Genomic DNA, 19394 nt, shown 5'->3' on the forward strand with positions numbered 1-19394 from the left:
TGACTGGTTTAGTAGCCAACTAATTCGTGGGTTGGTTTGTACCATTTATCAGTCACTTTGACTAATTTTGTCTTGGCGGAAGCCTTTTGGAACATCATTGGGACTTTGGCGTTTGGTGCCGAGAAAATCTTTGGATTGTCGGCGAAAGCTTTAGACGTGAAGACGGTGGCTAATTTCTGTTCATCTTTGGTACTTAACGTTTTCGCGTTGTAGACCCATGGTCCTTGTTGAACGGTCATCTTAGCGATGTCGACCACTTGCTGCCCTTTGAGCGTGTTGAAAGGTGCGGCAGCGTTTGGCTTGACGGTAAATGTGGTGCCGACTTGATTCCAAGTCCCACTTGTGGCGGTCAAATATGGTGTCAAGTCTTCATCATCGAAAGCCGCCACGTCGACGTCCCCTTTGAGCAAATTAACTGCTGACCCTTGGTGTGAGCCACCATATAAGACTTTGCTAAAGAAGCCGCCACTCTGAGTTAACTTATCAGTGTTCTTGATTTTAAATTCACGACTAATTTCAGATAGTGGAACTAAAAAGCCAGAAGTTGAACTGTTGGAAACGTATGAGATCCGTTGACCTTTGATATTTTTGATACTGTATTGGCCATTTTGACGATATTTGGCCGCGTTTTTCTTTTGCACCATGAGATAGGCATGGTAGGTCGCATCTTTTAAGCCACCATTGGCATCGGAAACTGTGGCGAACGGTTTAACTTGTTTGCTAATATGGTTGGCTTGGATATAACCGTTTGCTCCCATGTAGGCCAATTGAGCTTTGCCCGACGCAATAGCTTGAATCGCAACATTATAGTCGGTCGTCGTCTGTAGGTTGACCTTTTTGCCGGTTGCCTTTTCAATCGTTTTTTGAAGCGCCGTCCGGGATCCGGCAAAGCTTTTGGCCGATTCATTGGGGTAGAAGACAACATTGATCGTTTTTGAGGCGTTGCTGGCTGAGGTGGTCGACTTGGTACTACACCCGGCTAAACTGAGTGCCAAGAGCGCAACACCGCCTAGCCCCACTAAGCGATTATTAATTTTAGTCATATTTTTTGATTACCTCCGTAATTTTTTTTGGGAACAGGGGCAAGCATACGGAGTGAGTGTAAAGACTCGTTGTCTGTGTTGTAAATTTAAAGTATATGTTTTGTAAAGATGCTGGGAGATATGCCTCCTAACAAGGGTTGTCAGCATTGTTTTGATAGCTATTTTAGTTTAAGGTTGGTTTGTTAAATTAATGTAAATGGTTCAGCTACCATGAGCAAGCAGTCGTGATCAGGGCTGGTTGGTCACGATAGTTAACTGATAGAATTATTGAAAAATTTTTAAAGGTCAACTGTGATTTTCAGGTCAAACAATTGAATGCAGTCGCGCTGCGTGATATGCTTTAACAACCGTGAGAGCCCTATTGGTAGCGCCCTTTAGGTGAAATTCTTTGCAATTTGTTTTTATCCTCGTATAATAAAAGTCAATATTAGTCAAAGATAATGTAAAGGGTGAAGCAGATGCAAAGTCAAAATATCTCCGATATCATCGAAAAATATTTGAAAAGTATTTTGGCGGACGCAGAGCATGTTGAAATCCGGCGGTCAGAAATTGCTGACTTATTCAATGTGGTCCCTTCTCAGATCAATTATGTGATCAAGACCCGATTCACGATTCAAAATGGTTACTTAGTCGAAAGTAAGCGTGGCGGTGGTGGTTATATTCGAATCGAGAAGGTTAACCTATTGGATGACGCCGACGTTTTGGACACCCTAATTCAAGTGATTGGGGATTCAATAACGCAACGGGATGCTTATGCGGTCGTCCAAAGCCTCTATGAAGATGATGTCTTAAATCGCAGGGAGGCACAATTAATTTTAGTCGCGACTGATCGGAATACGCTTGCCGTTGATGATCATGATTTGGAAAACAGTCTGCGGGCGCGTATTATTATTGGAATTTTGAACCACCTGCGTTATGAAAGTTAAAGAAAGCGAGGAATCGCAATGGATAACCTATTTACCCCGAGTGCCAAGAGTGTCTTAGTTTTAGCGCAAGAGCAGGCTAAGTATTTTAAACATCAAGCAGTAGGAACGGAACATTTATTATTAGCATTGGCCATCGAGAAAAATGGGATTGCTAACAAAGTTTTACAACAGTATGCCGTCACTGAAGATGACATTCGTGAGGAAATCGAGCGCTTTACCGGTTACGGCACCTTAAGTAACGTCGGCAAAGACACTTATTTACCTTATTCACCGAAAGCCAAGGAGATCTTGTCAGTAGCAGGTGATGAAGCTAAACGGTTAGGTGCTAACAAGATTGGCACGGAACATTTACTCTTAGCGATGTTGTCAGATGAAAGTATCCTGTCCTCGCGTATTTTAATGAACTTAAACTTAGATTTAGGTCAAACCCGCAAAGTTGTGCTTCGCAAGCTCGGTGTCAGTGATGCCATGGGCAAGCGTAAGACTAACGGCCCAGCGCGTGGTGGCAAAAAAGCCGAAGGAACGCCAACTTTGGACTCATTAGCACGTGATCTAACACAATTAGCTAGTGAACAACAGATGGATCCCGTGGTTGGCCGGTCTAAAGAAGTTAAACGGGTCATTCAGATCCTGTCACGCCGGACTAAAAATAACCCAGTCTTAATTGGGGAACCCGGTGTTGGGAAGACGGCGATTGCGGAAGGTTTAGCCCAAAAGATCGTTGCTGGTGATGTCCCAAGCGATATGGCCGACAAGCGCCTAATGATGCTCGATATGGGGTCATTAGTTGCCGGCACCAAGTATCGTGGTGAATTCGAAGATCGTTTGAAGAAAGTGATCGACGAAATTTATAACGATGGGCATGTCATCTTATTTATCGATGAATTGCATACCTTGATCGGTGCTGGTGGCGCTGAAGGGGCCATTGATGCCTCCAATATTTTGAAGCCAGCCTTAGCACGTGGCGAACTTCAAACCATTGGGGCCACGACTTTGAATGAATATCAAAAGTACATTGAATCAGATGCTGCCTTAGAACGGCGCTTTGCCACAGTCATGGTGGATGAACCAACACCTGATGAAGCGGTCGAAATTTTGATCGGCTTACGGCCACGCTACGAAGAACATCATCACGTGAATATTACGGATGAAGCCGTTGAACAAGCGGTCAAGCTTTCTAGTCGTTATATCAGTGATCGTTTCTTACCAGATAAGGCGATTGATTTAATGGATGAAGCGGCGGCTAAAGTGCGCATCGACCAAATGGATCAACCAACGAAATTGTCGAAGAATCAAGATAAGTTAGCCGATTTACGGCAACAAAAGGAAGCCGCCATTGAAGATCAAAACTTCGAAGAAGCGGCCGATATCCGTAAAAAGGAAATGAAACTCAAAAATCACTTGGATGAGTTAGCAGCCGCCCAAGAAGCTGCCACTGAAAATAGTGACCAACCAAAGTATGCATTGGATGTGACTGGTGAAGATATTGCGCAAGTTGTTGCGGAATGGACCGGTGTGCCATTGACTCAGTTGCAAAAGACTGAAAGTGAGCGCTTGGTTAATTTGGAAAAGATTTTGCATGAACGGGTCGTTGGTCAGCCAGAAGCCGTTTCAGCGGTGGCGCGTGCCATTCGCCGAGCTCGTAGTGGGTTGAAAGACCCGAGTCGGCCAATTGGGTCTTTCATGTTCTTAGGACCAACTGGGGTTGGGAAGACCGAATTAGCCAAAGCCTTGGCTCAAGCAATGTTCGGTTCCGAAGATAACATGATTCGGATCGATATGTCCGAATATATGGAGCGTTATTCGACCAGTCGCTTGATCGGTTCTGCTCCCGGTTATGTTGGTTACGATGAAGGTGGCCAATTAACAGAAAAGGTGCGTCAGAAGCCATATTCAGTCGTCCTCTTTGATGAAGTTGAAAAAGCACATCCCGATGTCTTCAACATTTTGTTGCAAGTCTTAGATGATGGCTACTTAACGGATTCGAAAGGGCGCAAAGTTGATTTCCGGAACACGATTTTGATCATGACGTCGAACTTAGGTGCTACGACCTTACGCGATGAAAAATCGGTTGGGTTCGGTGCTACGGATAAGGCCAATGATTACAAAGCGGTTTCCGCAACGATTCGTGAAGCCTTACGGAAGGCTTTCCGTCCTGAATTCTTGAACCGAATCGATGAAACGATTGTCTTCCATTCATTGAACCGTGATGAATTACATGAAATCGTTAAATTGATGGCTAAAGAAATTGTGGATCGGGTTGCCCAACAAGGTATCAAGATTAAAATCACGCCAGCAGCAATCGATGTGGTTGCTAAAGCTGGGTTCGATCCTGAGTACGGCGCACGACCAATTCGGCGAGCCTTACAGACAGAAGTTGAAGATCGGTTAAGCGAATCCTTATTGACTGGTGAAATTAAGGTTAATGATCAAGTCACGATTGGTGCCAGCAAAGGAACCATCACCATTAATGTTAAGAGTCAGCCGAAGTCAGACGGTCGTTCGACGGTTTCTTCAAAATAACTAAGTTAATCAAAAAGAGCTGAGGAGCCATTTTCTGAGCTCTTTTTTGATGGCTACAAGTTGATTGAGGCACCAAGGTCAGCTAAATTGGAACTGGGTTCGGTAGTAATCGCTAAAAAAATGGTGTAAGTTATAAGGGGAGAAAAAGTGATTTTTAGGTAAAAAATAAATTTAACAAGAAAGGTGATGATTGGCATGGTTACGCGTGCAGAACAGTTGGCCAAAACCCATCAAGCAATTTTGGATGCTGCGCGAGAATTATTTTTGACTCATGGCTATGCAGCGACCAGCACTCGTGATATTGCGGCAGCCATTGGGATTACCCAACCGGCTTTGTATCACCACTTTAAAGATAAAGAAGTCATTTTTATCGCAGTCATCACGACCGTGGGTGCCGAAATTAAAACTGGACTGACAGAGATTTTATCACAGCCAGGTCAAGAGCCATTGGAACAACTGACGGATGTGTCGTTGTTGTTAACGCATAAACATCCTGCTGATATTTTTACGTTGATCCATACTAGTTTTAAAGATTTATCGCGCGAGCACATTGGCCAGTTAGCAGGAGTCTTTCGAGATGATTATGTCCAACCATTACAGTCATTCTTTAGCCAACCAAGTTTACACTTGCAAGCCGGCGTGACGCCGGCAATGGCGGCTAACTTTTATTTAACCAGTTTGAGCCCGTTATTCAATCGATTCCATCAGATTGGAAATCCGGAAGCCGATGAACGAACTCAGGTGCAAACGTTGCTTAAGATGATCATGTATGGCGTCGCCACCGACGCTTAAAACTTAACGAGTCATTCGGTTGACAGTCAGCCAGTTTCGATGTATATTATAACTTGTCTGTAACCGTGAACTTGAACAAAAGCGCAATCTATTGTCTGCGCGTTTTGTTAATATAAGCCCAAAAATAGTCCAACTTAAATGACTATTTTTGGTTTTTTTATGCCCAAAATTCGGCTTTTAGTGCATTTGTAACACAAATGTAATATTTGCTGCTGGGCCGAGTCACGGAATAATAAGAAGGGGTGAACAACTTGGCCGGACATTTAGTTAAATACGGTAAACACCGTACCCGTAGAAGTTATGCACGTATCAAGGAAGTTCTTGATTTGCCTAACTTGATCGAAATCCAAACTGATTCATATCAGTGGTTCTTGGATGAAGGTCTCCGGGAAATGTTTGAAGATATTTTGCCAATCGACGATTTTGCAGGAAAACTTTCACTTGAATTTGTCGACTATCAACTATTAGAACCAAAGTACACCGTCGATGAAGCACGTGAACATGATGCGAACTATTCAGCACCACTGCATGTGACTTTACGACTGACTAACCATGAAACTGGCGAAATCAAGTCGCAAGATGTATTCTTTGGCGATTTCCCATTAATGACTGAACAAGGGACATTTATTATTAATGGTGCCGAACGGGTCATTGTTTCACAATTGGTTCGTTCACCCGGTGTTTACTTTAATGAAGAATTAGATAAAAATGGTCGTCCTAGCTACGGCACCACAGTGATTCCTAACCGTGGGGCTTGGCTAGAACTTGAAACCGATGCAAAGAATATTTCATACGTTCGGATCGACCGGACACGGAAGATTCCTTTAACGGAATTAGTCCGGGCCTTAGGTTACGGTTCTGACGACGATATCATCGATATGTTGGGTGAAACTGACAGTTTGATTAACACCTTGGAAAAAGATGTTCATAAGAACACTGATGATTCACGTGTTGAAGAATCTTTGAAAGATATCTATGAACGACTACGTCCTGGTGAACCTAAGACGGCTGATAGTTCACGGAGTCTTTTGACGGCGCGTTTCTTTGATCCAAAACGTTACGACTTTGCACCAGTTGGTCGTTACAAGGTTAACAAGAAGTTAAGCATGAGGACGCGTTTAATGGGTCAAACCTTAGCTGAAACCTTAGCTGATCCTGATACCGGTGAAGTTATTGCCCAAAAGGGTGACGTCATTGATAAAAACGTGATGGCTAAGTTATCAACTTATTTGGAACGTGACGATTTCAAGACCGTCACTTATACGCCATCTGACGAAGCTGTTGTGACGAATCCAATGGTTTTACAGGTTGTTAAAGTTTACTCACAAAATGACCCAGAAAAGGTTGTTAACGTGATTGGCAATGGCAACATTGACCTTAAGTTCAAACATATCTTACCTGCTGATATCATTGCTTCCATTAACTACTTCTTCAACTTACAAGAAGGTTTAGGCACGACCGATGATATTGATCACTTGGGTAACCGACGGATTCGTTCCGTGGGTGAATTGTTACAAAACCAATTCCGAATCGGGTTATCTCGGATGGAACGGGTTGTTCGTGAACGGATGTCTATTCAAGACGCCGCTACGGTAACGCCACAACAATTGATCAATATTCGACCAGTCGTTGCTTCAATTAAAGAATTCTTTGGGTCATCACAATTGTCTCAATTCATGGATCAAACTAACCCCTTAGGTGAATTAACGCATAAGCGTCGTTTATCTGCCTTAGGACCTGGTGGTTTGACTCGTGACCGGGCCGGTTATGAAGTTCGAGACGTGCACTATACCCACTACGGTCGGATGTGCCCAATTGAAACTCCTGAAGGTCCTAACATTGGTTTGATCAACAGTTTGTCTTCTTATGCCAAGGTCAACCGTTATGGCTTCATCGAAACGCCTTATCGTCGTGTCGATTGGACGACTCATAAGGTTACCGATAAGATTGACTATTTAGCTGCTGACGAAGAAGACCAATTTGTCATTGCCCAAGCGAACTCGCCATTAACTGATGACGGTGCTTTCGTTGAAGATACTGTTTTAGCCCGTAAAAAGGAAGAAAACTTGGAAATCTCCATCGAAGACGTCGATTACATGGACGTTTCGCCTAAGCAAGTTGTTGCCGTTGCCACCGCATGTATTCCTTTCTTGGAAAACGATGACTCTAACCGGGCCTTAATGGGTGCCAACATGCAACGACAAGCCGTTCCTTTGGTTGATCCACATGCCCCATTAATCGGGACTGGGATTGAATACAAGGCGGCCCATGACTCTGGGATTGCCTTAATTAACCGGCATGAAGGAACTGTTGAATACGTTGATGCTCGTGAAATTCGGGTTCGGCGTGATGATGGTTCATTAGATACCTACAAATTAATGAAATTCCGTCGTTCTAACGGTGGTAAGAACTACAACCAACGTCCAATCGTCAAAACTGGCGATCACGTTGATAACGACGAAGTCTTAGCCGATGGTCCAGCGATGGAAGGCGGGGAATTAGCTTTAGGCCAAAACCCATTAGTTGCCTTCATGACTTGGAACGGTTATAACTTCGAAGATGCCATCATTATTAATGAACGGTTGGTCCGTGAAGATGTTTACACGTCAATCCATATTGAAGAATATGAATCAGAAGCGCGTGATACAAAACTTGGACCTGAAGAAATGACTCGTGAAATTCCTAACGTTGGGGAAGACGCTTTGCGTAACCTTGATGAAGATGGGATTATCCGCGTAGGTGCTGAAGTCAAAGATGGTGACATCTTAGTTGGTAAGGTGACGCCTAAAGGGGTTACCGAATTATCAGCTGAAGAACGTTTGTTACATGCCATCTTCGGTGAAAAGGCCCGCGAAGTTCGGGATACTTCCCTCCGAGTACCACATGGTGGTGGCGGGATTATCCAGGATGTTAAGATCTTTACCCGTGAAAATGGTGACGAATTATCACCCGGTGTGAACATGATGGTTCGTGTTTACATTGCGCAAAAACGTAAGATTCAAGTCGGTGACAAGATGGCCGGACGACATGGTAACAAAGGGACTGTTTCAATCGTGGTTCCTCAAGAAGACATGCCGTACATGCCTGATGGGACCCCAATTGACATTATGTTGAGCCCAATGGGTGTGCCTTCACGTATGAACATCGGACAAGTTTTGGAATTGCATTTAGGGATGGCTGCTCGTAAATTGGGTATTCATATGGCAACGCCTGTCTTTGATGGGGCGCGTGATTCTGATATTTGGAAGGCTGTTCGTGAAGCTGGTATCGACGCCGATGGTAAGTCAATCGTCTATGATGGTCGGACTGGTGAACCATTCGACAAGCGTGTCGCTGTCGGGGTTATGCATTATATGAAGCTTAGTCACATGGTTGATGACAAGATCCATGCTCGTTCAATCGGACCTTACTCTTTAGTTACGCAACAACCACTTGGTGGGAAAGCGCAATTTGGGGGCCAACGTTTCGGTGAAATGGAAGTTTGGGCCTTGGAAGCTTATGGGGCTGCTTATACCTTGCAAGAAATCTTGACTTACAAGTCTGATGACGTGGTTGGTCGGGTTAAGACCTATGAAGCTATCGTTAAGGGCGAACCAATTCCTAAGCCAGGCGTGCCGGAATCATTCCGCGTGTTGGTCAAGGAATTACAAGCATTAGGACTGGATATGAAGGTCTTGGATGCTGATGATAAAGAAATTGAATTGCGGGATATGGATGACGATGACGACGATGTCGTTAACGTGGATGCCTTGAGCAAGATCCAGCAAGAAAACGAAAAAAAGGCCGCTGATAAGCCAGCTAAAGCTGACAAACCAGCCGCTACTGAAACAACAAACGCTCACCAGGATAATCAATAAAAAGGGAGGTCGGTCCTTTGATCGATGTCAACAAGTTTGAAAGCATGCAAATCGGTCTGGCATCCCCAGACAAGATTCGCAGCTGGTCATATGGCGAAGTTAAAAAGCCTGAAACCATTAACTACCGGACATTGAAACCTGAAAAAGACGGTCTGTTTGATGAACGTATCTTCGGTCCTACTAAGGATTGGGAATGTGCGTGTGGTAAATACAAACGGATCCGTTATAAGGGTATTGTCTGTGACCGTTGTGGTGTCGAAGTTACCCGTAGTAAAGTCCGTCGTGAACGGATGGGGCATATCGAACTCGCCGCACCAGTTACTCACATCTGGTATTTCAAGGGTATTCCTAGCCGAATGGGCCTTGTCTTAGACATGAGCCCACGGGCACTTGAAGAAATCATTTACTTCGCTTCATACGTTGTTATCGAACCTGGTAACACCCCGCTTGAAAAGAAGCAATTGCTTTCAGAACGTGAATACCGTGAAAAGAAAGCCCAATACGGCAATGAGTTTGATGCCGAAATGGGTGCCGAAGCCATCAAACGCTTATTAAATAACGTGGATCTTGAAAAAGAAGCACGGGATTTGAAAGAAGCTTTGAAAGATGCATCTGGTCAAAAGCGGACACGTGCTGTTCGTCGTTTGGACATCATTGAAGCCTTCGTTACTTCTGGTAACGAACCGGCTTGGATGGTCATGGATGCCATTCCGGTCATTCCCCCGGATCTACGACCAATGGTTCAATTGGAAGGTGGGCGTTTTGCCACTTCTGACTTGAATGATTTGTATCGTCGGGTCATCAACCGTAACAACCGGTTGAAGCGTTTATTAGACTTAAACGCTCCTGGGATCATCGTTCAAAACGAAAAGCGGATGCTCCAAGAAGCTGTTGATGCCTTGATCGATAATGGTCGGCGTGGCCGTCCGGTTGCCGGTCCTGGTAACCGTCCTTTGAAGTCACTTTCACATATGTTGAAAGGGAAGCAAGGTCGGTTCCGTCAAAACTTACTTGGTAAACGGGTTGACTATTCTGGTCGTTCCGTTATCGATGTTGGCCCATTCTTGAAGATGAACCAAATGGGGTTACCTCGTCAAATGGCGTTGGAACTCTTCAAGCCATTCATCATGAAAGAATTGGTTAAACGTGAATTAGCTTCTAACATTAAGAATGCTAAACGTAAGATCGAACGGGCTGATGATGATGTTTGGGGCGTCTTAGAAGACGTCATCAAAGAACATCCCGTGTTATTAAACCGGGCCCCTACGCTTCACCGTTTAGGGATTCAAGCGTTCGAACCTGTTTTGGTTAGTGGTAAAGCGATGCGGTTACATCCATTGGCTTGTGAAGCTTACAATGCCGATTTCGATGGTGACCAAATGGCCATTCATTTGCCTTTGTCAGATGAAGCCCAAGCTGAAGCACGTTTGTTAATGTTAGCTGCTCATCATATCTTGGCGCCTAAGGACGGGAAACCCGTTGTCACGCCATCTCAAGATATGGTTATCGGTAACTACTACTTGACGACTGAAGAAGTTGGTCGTGAAGGCGAAGGCATGATCTTCAAAGACTTGAATGAAGCTCAAAAAGCTTATCAAGCTGGTTATGTGCACATGCACAGCCGGGTTGGGATTCAAGTTTCATCAATGCCTGACAAACCATTCACGGACGAAGAAAAGCAAGAAGTCTTAGTAACGACTGTTGGGAAAGCAATCTTCAACAATATCTTGCCTGGTAAGTTCCCTTACTTGAACGAACCAACCAATGATAATTTGATTGATGGCACTCCTGATCGTTACTTCTTGAAGCCTGGCGAAAATATCCATGACTTCTTAGATGGCCAAGAATTGATCATGCCATTTAAGAAGGGCTTCTTAGCTGATATTATCGCTGAAGTTTACAAGCAATATCATGTGACGGCAACGTCACTCTTGCTTGACCGGATGAAGGACTTAGGTTACAACATTTCAACTAAGTCTGGGTTGACGGTTGGGGTTGCCGATATTACTGACTTGAAAGAAAAGCCAGCCATTATCGACGAAGCTCATAAGCAAGTTAACACGATTTCAAAACAGTTCCGTCGTGGGTTAATTACTGACGATGAACGTTATGAACGGGTCATTGGTGTTTGGAACGACGCCAAGGATCAAATTCAACAAAAACTGATTGAAAGTTTCAGCCCAGATAACCCTATCTTCATGATGAGTGATTCTGGTGCCCGTGGTAACATTTCTAACTTTACTCAGTTAGCTGGGATGCGTGGTTTGATGGCTGCCCCTAATGGGAAGATCATGGAATTACCAATCCTTTCAAACTTCCGTGAAGGACTCTCTGTCTTGGAAATGTTTATTTCTACCCATGGGGCTCGTAAAGGGATGACCGATACGGCCTTGAAGACTGCCAACTCAGGTTACTTGACTCGTCGACTTGTCGATGTTGCCCAAGATGTCATTGTGCGTGAAAAGGATTGTGGGACTGATCGTGGTTTACGGATCAGCGCCATCATGGATGGTAACGAAGTCATCGAACCATTGTACGACCGGATTCTTGGCCGTTACACGATGAAGACGATCTTTGATCCTGAAACACATGAAGAAATCGTTGGTAATAACGTCATGATCGATGAAGCTTTGGCACAAAAGATTGTTGATGCTGGTGTTACCGAAGTCACGATTCGTTCTGCATTTACTTGCAACACGAAACATGGGGTTTGTGAACACTGTTATGGTCGTAACATGGCTACCGGTGACGAAGTTGAAGTCGGTGAAGCTGTTGGGACTGTTGCGGCACAATCAATCGGTGAACCCGGGACGCAATTAACCATGCGGACTTTCCATACTGGTGGTGTTGCCGGAGACGATATTACCCAAGGGTTACCTCGTGTTCAAGAAATTGTTGAATCACGGAATCCTAAAGGGCGTGCCGAAATCACTGAAGTGACTGGGACGGTACAATCAATCGAAGAAAATCCAGCGGAACGGACAAAGGAAGTTACGATTAAGGGTGAAACTGATACTCGGACTTATACTTTGCCATTAACGGCTCGGATGGCGGTCAGTGAAGGCGACTTTATTCACCGTGGTGCGGCGTTGAACGTTGGGTCAATTGATCCTAAGCAATTAATTCAAGTTCGCGATGTCTTATCAACTGAAAACTACTTGCTCCGTGAAGTCCAACGGGTTTACCGGATGCAAGGGGTTGAAATTGGCGATAAGCACGTTGAAATCATGATTCGTCAGATGCTTCGTAAGGTCCGGATCATGGATCCAGGTGACACTGATGTCTTACCTGGGACTTTGATGGATATTGCTGACTTCAAGGATGAAAACTACAAGACGTTGATTGCTGGTGGAATTCCAGCAACGTCACGGCCAGTTATTCTTGGGATTACCAAGGCTGCCTTGGAAACTAATAGTTTCTTATCAGCGGCTTCATTCCAGGAAACAACTCGGGTCTTAACTGATGCGGCTATTCGTGGTAAGAACGATCCATTGATCGGGCTTAAGGAAAATGTCATCATTGGTAAGATCATTCCTGCCGGGACTGGTATGCCTAACTATCGTCATATCAAGCCGAAGGAAGTTGGCAACGTGGCTGATGGGGTTTACTCAATCAGCGACCTTGAAAAACAAATGCAAGAACAAGATACTAGCAAGTAATTGCTAACCAGCTTTAAAAAGGCGGCCAGTCAAATGGTCGTCTTTTTTATTGCATAAACCTCAGTTTCGGGTAGTATTGAGAGGAAGGTTTAAATGAGCTGAGAGGCGGGAATGCAATGTTAAAGGATGATCAGATTGTCTGGGCAATTCATCAGATGGAAGCAGAAATGGGGCCAGTGGGTCCGTCGCTAGATTCGCGGACACCATTTCAGTATTTAGTATCTGTTATTTTGAGTGCGCAAGCCACCGATGTGTCGGTCAATAAGGTGACGCCAGTATTGTTTGACCGCTATCCGACGCCGGCCGCGCTGATGGCTGCCGACGTGACTGAGGTGGAAAGCATCATTAAAAGTGTGGGATTATTTCACAATAAAGCCAAGAATATTATTAAAACGGCGCGCATGGTTCATGAAGACTTAAACGATGAGGTCCCAACTGATCGTAAAGGAATTATGGCGTTGCCGGGAGCTGGGCGAAAGACTGCCAATGTGGTTTTGAGTGATGTCTTTGCGCAAAATACGTTCGCAGTTGATACGCACGTGTCAGCCATTTCGAAGCGCCTCCATTTTATTGATCAAGCAGCGTCACCACTACAAGTGGAACAAAAAATCGTGAGTGTGCTGCCACCAGCTGAACTTCATCAAGCCCATCATACGATGATCGAATTTGGCCGGAAGTATTCGATGAAGCTGACGCCGGATAAAGAAGTCTGCCAACTGATTATTGACTGTGACCAGTTGAATGAAGAAAATGAAGGATTACAATAACGTCGAATAACAAACGCGACAACCATTGAGTTAATTGGTTGTCGCGTTTTTACGACGTGTTAGTCTAGTTGAGTCGTCATGATGAACGCCCAAGTCAAAAAAGGGACGAACGGCAACTGGGCTCGCTGGTGTGTAAGCGCGAAAGTTAGCAGTGCGCCAAATGAAGCCAGCGTCAGACTGGTCAAAACTAAGTCGGGTGTCGCTAAACAACTCAGCAAAACGAGAATATCAACGTCACCCAACCCAAATTTTTTTGTTTTCCAAGCCAACCCGTATAACCCAAGGAGTAGGGTAGCAACAATAGCCAGTGGGATCGACAAAATCGGCGGTTGAAACCACAGCCCGAGCACACCAGGGAGAATCAAAGTAATTGGAAAAACACTGAAACTAAGTCGGTCGGTGAGACTGTTGAAAATCAAAACTGCATAGCCAAGTAGCAGTGGCAAGCTTAACGGCAGTGGCAGTTGCCAATTAAACAAGACAAGCCCGCCACAGAGCAGTTCGATCCAAGTTGACCGTAAATTGATGGCTGTTTGGCAGTCAAAGCATTTACCACGTTGCAGTAGCACGCCCAGCAGTGGTATGAGTTGCCAAAAACGTAATTGATGCTGACATTGTGGACAAACCGACCGTTGTTTAGTGTATAATGATTGCATGTCGCTGAGTCGTTCGGCCATGCAAGTGATGAATGAGCCGCAGCAAGCACCAATCGTGAACATGAGACTATTGAGTAAGAGCATGGTTAATCCCCCTTTATAGGAGTTAACTACGCAAAGAAAATGTGAAGTCACTGTTGACACCATACTTTCATCATGATACTCTTGTAAAGGTGCTTTTCGCAGACAGATTCCTGTATAGGAATACAGACATGCTGACTGGTCGGCTGAGCGCAGAATTGCCATCGTTCATGGGTTATTTTTTTGTTAAAAAAAGAACCACCTGGATGTGTGGACTTAAAAATCAGACATTTTTGGAAGGAGGACACTTTAGAACATGCCAACAATTAACCAGTTAATTCGTAAAGGTCGTAAATCTAAAGTATCAAAATCAAATGCCCCAGCTTTAAACTTCGGGTATAACAGTTACAAGAAGGTTGCTACTAATAACCCTGCACCACAAAAACGTGGGGTTGCAACTCGTGTCGGCACAATGACTCCTAAGAAGCCTAACTCAGCTTTACGGAAGTATGCACGTGTCCGTTTATCTAACTTGATTGAAGTTACCGCTTATATTCCTGGTATTGGTCACAACCTTCAAGAACATAGTGTTGTCTTGATTCGTGGTGGACGTGTAAAGGATTTACCTGGTGTACGTTATCACGTTATCCGTGGTACTTTAGATACGGCCGGCGTCGAAGATCGTCGTCAAAGTCGTTCTAAGTATGGTACCAAGAAGCCAAAGGAATAAAGGAGGTAAGTTAAATGCCAAGAAAAGGACAACCAGCAAAGCGCGAAGTTTTGCCAGATCCAATGTACGATTCTAAGTTAGTAACGCGTTTAATTAACCACTTAATGTTAGATGGTAAACGTGGGACTGCATCAACTATCTTGTATGATGCGTTTGATCAAATTAAGGAACAAACTGGAAACGAACCTTTAGATGTCTTCGAAGAAGCAATGAAGAACGTTATGCCAGTACTTGAAGTTAAGGCTCGCCGTGTCGGTGGTTCTAACTATCAAGTTCCTATCGAAGTTCGTCCAGACCGTAAGACGACCTTAGCACTTCGTTGGATCGTTCAATATGCACGTTCACGTGGTGAACACACCATGTCAGACCGGTTAGCACGTGAAATCATGGATGCTGCCAACAATACTGGTGCCTCAGTTAAGAAGCGTGAAGATACGCATAAAATGGCTGAAGCCAACCGTGCCTTTGCACATTATCGTTGGTAAGATTTCTATGGTTTGGTTGAAGCTTAACTTTAACTAAACGTAACAACAAGGTGGCTATTATATGTGAGCATATAGTAGCCATTTTTTGAAAAAAGCTTTATACTTTTTCCCTACTATATTAATAGTAGGTTTTACTGTTAATTCCATTTAATTGAGAGGAGTAACACATTTTCTAATGGCTAATACAAGAGAATTTTCACTCGATAAGACTCGTAACATTGGTATCATGGCCCATATCGATGCCGGTAAGACCACTACTACCGAACGTATCTTGTACTATACTGGTAAAATCCACAAAATTGGTGAAACCCATGATGGTGCTTCACAAATGGACTGGATGGCCCAAGAACAAGAACGTGGTATCACGATCACTTCTGCTGCGACTACTGCTCAGTGGAAGAACCATCGGATTAACATCATCGATACCCCAGGACACGTTGACTTCACTGTTGAAGTTGAACGGTCACTTCGGGTCTTAGATGGTGCGATTACCGTCTTAGATGCCCAAGCTGGTGTTGAACCTCAAACTGAAACCGTTTGGCGTCAAGCCTCAACGTATAACGTTCCTCGTGTCGTTTTCGTTAACAAGATGGACAAAATCGGTGCGGACTTCAAGTATTCTGTAAGTACGATCCATGATCGTTTACAAGCGAATGCTCACGCAATCCAATTACCAATTGGTGCCGAAGACAATTTCGAAGGGGTCATTGACTTAATCGAAATGAAAGCTGATCTTTATGATGAAGATCAACTCGGTACGGAATGGGATACTGTTGACGTTCCTGAAGAATACAAAGCAGACGCCCAAGCTGCTCGTGATGACTTGATTGAAGCTTTAGCTGATATCGATGATGGCATCATGGAAAAATATCTTGGCGGTGAAGAAATTTCTAAAGAAGAAATCAAAGCTGCTATCCGTAAGGGTACTTTGGCACTTGAATTCTTCCCAGTTTTAGCTGGTTCAGCCTTCAAGAACAAGGGTGTTCAAATGTTGATGGATGCGGTTGTTGACTACTTACCATCACCACTTGATGTTAAGCCTTATAAAGCGACTGATCCTGAAAACGATGAAGAAGTTGAATTGATTGCCGGTGATGATAAGCCTTTCGCTGCGTTAGCATTTAAGGTTGCCACCGACCCATTCGTTGGTCGTTTGACATTTATCCGGGTTTACCAAGGTACTTTGGAATCTGGTTCATATGTCTTAAACGCTACCAAGGACAAACGTGAACGTGTTGGTCGTTTACTTCAAATGCATTCTAACCAACGGAAAGAAATCCCAGAAGTCTTCTCTGGTGATATCGCCGCTGCGATTGGTTTGAAGAACACCACTACTGGTGACTCATTGACTTCTATTGAACATCCATATCATTTGGAATCAATGGAATTCCCTGATCCCGTTATCCAGGTTGCCGTTGAACCTAAGACTAAGGCTGACCAAGATAAGATGAACGTTGCCTTACAAAAGCTTTCTGAAGAAGATCCTACTTTCAAGGCTGAAACTAACCAAGAAACTGGTGAAACTTTAATCGCTGGGATGGGTGAATTACATTTGGACATCATCGTTGACCGGATGCGTCGTGAATTCAACGTTGAAGCCACTGTTGGTGCACCTCAAGTTTCTTATCGTGAAACATTCACTAAGGAAACTAAGGTCCAAGGTAAGTTCGTTCACCAATCTGGTGGTAAAGGTCAATATGGGGATGTTTGGGTTGAATTTACACCTAACGAAGAAGGTAAAGGCTTCGAATTCGAAGACGCCATCGTCGGTGGGGTTGTTCCTCGTGAATACATCCCTTCAGTTGAACAAGGCTTGAAGGAATCAATGGCTAACGGTGTGTTAGCTGGTTATCCTTTAGTTGACGTTAAGGCTAAATTGTATGATGGTTCTTACCATGATGTCGATTCTAGTGAAGCAGCCTTCAAGATTGCCGCTTCATTAGCCTTACGGAATGCAGCTAAGTCAGCTGGCCCTGTTATCCTTGAACCTATCATGAAGGTTGATATTGTTGCCCCAGAAGATTACTTAGGTGATGTTATGGGTCACGTTACCGCTCGTCGTGGTACGATCGAAGGAATGGAAGAACGTGGGAACGCTCAAGAAGTTCATGCGTTTGTTCCTTTAGCTGAAATGTTTGGTTATGCAACCACATTACGTTCAGCTACCCAAGGCCGTGGGACTTTCACAATGACATTTGATCATTACGAAAAGGTACCTAAGTCTGTTCAAGCAGAAATCATCAAGAAAAATGGCGGCACTCCAGCCGAAGATTAATCTTGATTCTAAAAAGTCGTTAAGCAATTTTGCTTAGCGGCTTTTTTTACGGTCAATTAGTCGTAAGGCAGGGGGAGTGTGAATATTGCCGCTTCCGGTTGCTGTCGATAGCATGTGGCCGTGGGACCGGGCCAAGCCTGAAACCCAAGTCTTGTCCCTCGCCCGGAACCCTTGCTTAACCCGCAAGTGTCCCGGCCGGTCCGTGGTGTAACGTCGGCAAAAATCACGCCGACCTAACGCCACCATCACGACCGATGCCATCACCAGCAACCTTCAGCTAGTTAACAGGGGTGCTTTTTGCGATGGCTGTGCTTGAGATCAGAATGCTTGTCACAAGAGATAAAAATTAATCCGGTGGTGCAGGTGAAGTTGACTGGTGAATTAAAGACAGGGATGAATGTTAAACTTCTGATCCTCCAAATAGAAAAGTGGTGTTAATACTGTAGGAGATATGTGAAGAAAATAATGGCTATATTTCAGGCAACTTAAGAGTTAAGCTACCAGCGCATGTCTCAATCAAAATAGAAAGCGTCTATAATAATAGTTGACGCCAAAATATCAGGATGCTAAGCAGATGAAGTAATCATAAGCGTTTAACGTGGGTGGTGTCGTGTTTAGGTCCTGAACTTTGCTAGTAGACAACAAGACACAGATTGAGTGACCGGAGGCGGGGAAATGCTCAGCCGCCAAATTTTGCTTAGTCGGTCGGGTTAAGACCGAATTAGCAAAAGACCAATTTTCGAGACCGCACTGTGGCTCGAAAATGGTCGGCAGCGTTCCAGCGTTTCCCCGCCGCAGGGAACGTAAAAGTGTGCGTCATGCTAAAAGTTTACTGGAACTAGTCCATCAATCTTAAAAAAACATGTGCAACGACTTGAAATGAACAGCAAACGCGAGTATGATGCTAAATAACGTCGTGCGTTAATTACTAATTCGTTTTAAGCCAATTGGTCATGAGTGATCACAGTAGGTTAAAACAATAATGACTGGTCACGCAATCATGTAACTGTAAAAGCTTTGGTTCGCGAATAAAAGTTGAAAAATAACTATTATTCTCAACGAATTTGTGTTACATTTATTGGTGCTGGTTCAAAAAAGGTAACACGGTTTACAACGATGGTTCGAAAAAAGTGCGTCAGCGCTTGCTATTACAAAGCTTTTCAGTTATTATAGATTGTGCTTGGTATTTAGAAAGGGAGTACTGTACTCCCCTACATCAAGTAGTCGTAGTTAGCTTTGATGTGAAAGGTTGCGACACGCCCGGCCACATTGTCATGGGGCGCGGCGGTAATTTTCACGGAGCTAGTCTTATTTTCAAAATAGACGAAGGAGGTCACAACAATGGCAAAGCAAAAAATTCGTATCCGTTTAAAGGCATACGAACACCGTATTCTTGATCAGTCTGCTGACAAGATTGTTGAAACGGCAAAGAGAACTGGTGCTACTATTTCAGGTCCAATTCCATTGCCTACTGATCGGACTATCTATACGGTTCTCCGGTCACCACATAAGTTCAAGAAGTCACGCGAACAATTCGAAATGCGGACTCACAAGCGTTTAATCGATATCATTAACCCAACGCCAAAGACAGTCGACTCATTAATGAAGTTAGACTTGCCTAGCGGTGTGGATATTGAAATCAAGCTTTAATTTTCTAAAC

The 19394-nt window shown here is 44.1% G+C and carries 12 protein-coding genes; 10 read left to right on the plus strand and 2 right to left on the minus strand.

Annotated features, from left to right (window positions below; all coding sequences use genetic code 11):
* Positions 1-8: 8 nt before the first annotated feature.
* The gene (locus tag FFM70_RS12005; protein WP_137617092.1) at positions 9-1043 is read right to left on the minus strand and encodes a phosphate/phosphite/phosphonate ABC transporter substrate-binding protein; all 1035 of its coding nucleotides are present in this window, start codon (positions 1041-1043) and stop codon (positions 9-11) included.
* Positions 1044-1501: 458 nt separating this feature from the next.
* Between FFM70_RS12005 and FFM70_RS12010 the strand changes: the two genes are divergently transcribed.
* The 6 genes from FFM70_RS12010 (at position 1502) to FFM70_RS12035 (ending at position 13567) form a co-directional block, all read left to right on the plus strand.
* Positions 1502-1969 carry a CtsR family transcriptional regulator gene (locus FFM70_RS12010; RefSeq protein WP_137617093.1) on the plus strand — a complete coding sequence of 156 codons (468 nt, stop codon included), beginning with the start codon at positions 1502-1504 and terminating at the stop codon, positions 1967-1969.
* An 18-nt stretch (positions 1970-1987) separates the two neighbouring features.
* Entirely contained in the window at positions 1988-4492 is a 2505-nt protein-coding gene (locus FFM70_RS12015) for an ATP-dependent Clp protease ATP-binding subunit (RefSeq protein WP_137617094.1), read from the plus strand.
* Between the two features lie 195 nt (positions 4493-4687).
* Positions 4688-5284: a TetR/AcrR family transcriptional regulator gene (locus tag FFM70_RS12020; RefSeq protein ID WP_137617095.1), complete on the plus strand. Its 597-nt coding sequence runs from the start codon at positions 4688-4690 to the stop codon at positions 5282-5284.
* A gap of 242 nt (positions 5285-5526) precedes the next feature.
* Positions 5527-9141: a DNA-directed RNA polymerase subunit beta gene (gene rpoB, locus FFM70_RS12025; RefSeq protein WP_171002372.1), complete on the plus strand. Its 3615-nt coding sequence runs from the start codon at positions 5527-5529 to the stop codon at positions 9139-9141.
* A 17-nt stretch (positions 9142-9158) separates the two neighbouring features.
* Positions 9159-12800 carry a DNA-directed RNA polymerase subunit beta' gene (gene rpoC, locus FFM70_RS12030; RefSeq protein ID WP_137617097.1) on the plus strand — a complete coding sequence of 1214 codons (3642 nt, stop codon included), beginning with the start codon at positions 9159-9161 and terminating at the stop codon, positions 12798-12800.
* A gap of 116 nt (positions 12801-12916) precedes the next feature.
* Positions 12917-13567, plus strand: coding sequence for an endonuclease III domain-containing protein (locus FFM70_RS12035; protein ID WP_137617098.1), 651 nt, complete (start codon positions 12917-12919; stop codon positions 13565-13567).
* Positions 13568-13626: 59 nt separating this feature from the next.
* On the opposite strand, the gene FFM70_RS12040 is transcribed toward FFM70_RS12035, so the two are convergent.
* Positions 13627-14307: a prepilin peptidase gene (locus tag FFM70_RS12040; protein WP_137617099.1), complete on the minus strand. Its 681-nt coding sequence runs from the start codon at positions 14305-14307 to the stop codon at positions 13627-13629.
* Between the two features lie 253 nt (positions 14308-14560).
* On the opposite strand from FFM70_RS12040, the gene rpsL reads away from it, so the two are divergent.
* The 4 genes from rpsL (at position 14561) to rpsJ (ending at position 19384) form a co-directional block, all read left to right on the plus strand.
* Positions 14561-14974, plus strand: a complete 414-nt coding sequence (rpsL, locus tag FFM70_RS12045; RefSeq protein ID WP_137606056.1) for a 30S ribosomal protein S12 — start codon at positions 14561-14563, stop codon at positions 14972-14974.
* Positions 14975-14988: 14 nt separating this feature from the next.
* Complete coding sequence (rpsG, locus tag FFM70_RS12050; RefSeq protein WP_137606055.1) at positions 14989-15459, plus strand: 30S ribosomal protein S7; 471 nt, start codon at positions 14989-14991, stop codon at positions 15457-15459.
* A 175-nt stretch (positions 15460-15634) separates the two neighbouring features.
* Positions 15635-17734: an elongation factor G gene (gene fusA / locus FFM70_RS12055; protein ID WP_137617100.1), complete on the plus strand. Its 2100-nt coding sequence runs from the start codon at positions 15635-15637 to the stop codon at positions 17732-17734.
* A 1341-nt stretch (positions 17735-19075) separates the two neighbouring features.
* Positions 19076-19384, plus strand: a complete 309-nt coding sequence (rpsJ, locus tag FFM70_RS12060; RefSeq protein WP_137617101.1) for a 30S ribosomal protein S10 — start codon at positions 19076-19078, stop codon at positions 19382-19384.
* Positions 19385-19394 lie beyond the last annotated feature (10 nt).

The sequence above is a fragment of the Lactiplantibacillus nangangensis genome (assembly GCF_005405065.1).
Lineage (GTDB): Bacteria > Bacillota > Bacilli > Lactobacillales > Lactobacillaceae > Lactiplantibacillus > Lactiplantibacillus nangangensis.

What these genes read in the sequence shown, in the direction of transcription:
- FFM70_RS12005 (WP_137617092.1), bottom strand. Translation starts at nt 1,043, where the DNA reads ATGACTAAAATTAATAATCGCTTAGTGGGGCTAGGCGGTGTTGCGCTC.
- FFM70_RS12010 (WP_137617093.1), top strand. Translation starts at nt 1,502, where the DNA reads ATGCAAAGTCAAAATATCTCCGATATCATCGAAAAATATTTGAAAAGT.
- FFM70_RS12015 (WP_137617094.1), top strand. Translation starts at nt 1,988, where the DNA reads ATGGATAACCTATTTACCCCGAGTGCCAAGAGTGTCTTAGTTTTAGCG.
- FFM70_RS12020 (WP_137617095.1), top strand. Translation starts at nt 4,688, where the DNA reads ATGGTTACGCGTGCAGAACAGTTGGCCAAAACCCATCAAGCAATTTTG.
- FFM70_RS12035 (WP_137617098.1), top strand. Translation starts at nt 12,917, where the DNA reads ATGTTAAAGGATGATCAGATTGTCTGGGCAATTCATCAGATGGAAGCA.
- FFM70_RS12040 (WP_137617099.1), bottom strand. Translation starts at nt 14,307, where the DNA reads ATGCTCTTACTCAATAGTCTCATGTTCACGATTGGTGCTTGCTGCGGC.
- rpsL (WP_137606056.1), top strand. Translation starts at nt 14,561, where the DNA reads ATGCCAACAATTAACCAGTTAATTCGTAAAGGTCGTAAATCTAAAGTA.
- rpsG (WP_137606055.1), top strand. Translation starts at nt 14,989, where the DNA reads ATGCCAAGAAAAGGACAACCAGCAAAGCGCGAAGTTTTGCCAGATCCA.
- fusA (WP_137617100.1), top strand. Translation starts at nt 15,635, where the DNA reads ATGGCTAATACAAGAGAATTTTCACTCGATAAGACTCGTAACATTGGT.
- rpsJ (WP_137617101.1), top strand. Translation starts at nt 19,076, where the DNA reads ATGGCAAAGCAAAAAATTCGTATCCGTTTAAAGGCATACGAACACCGT.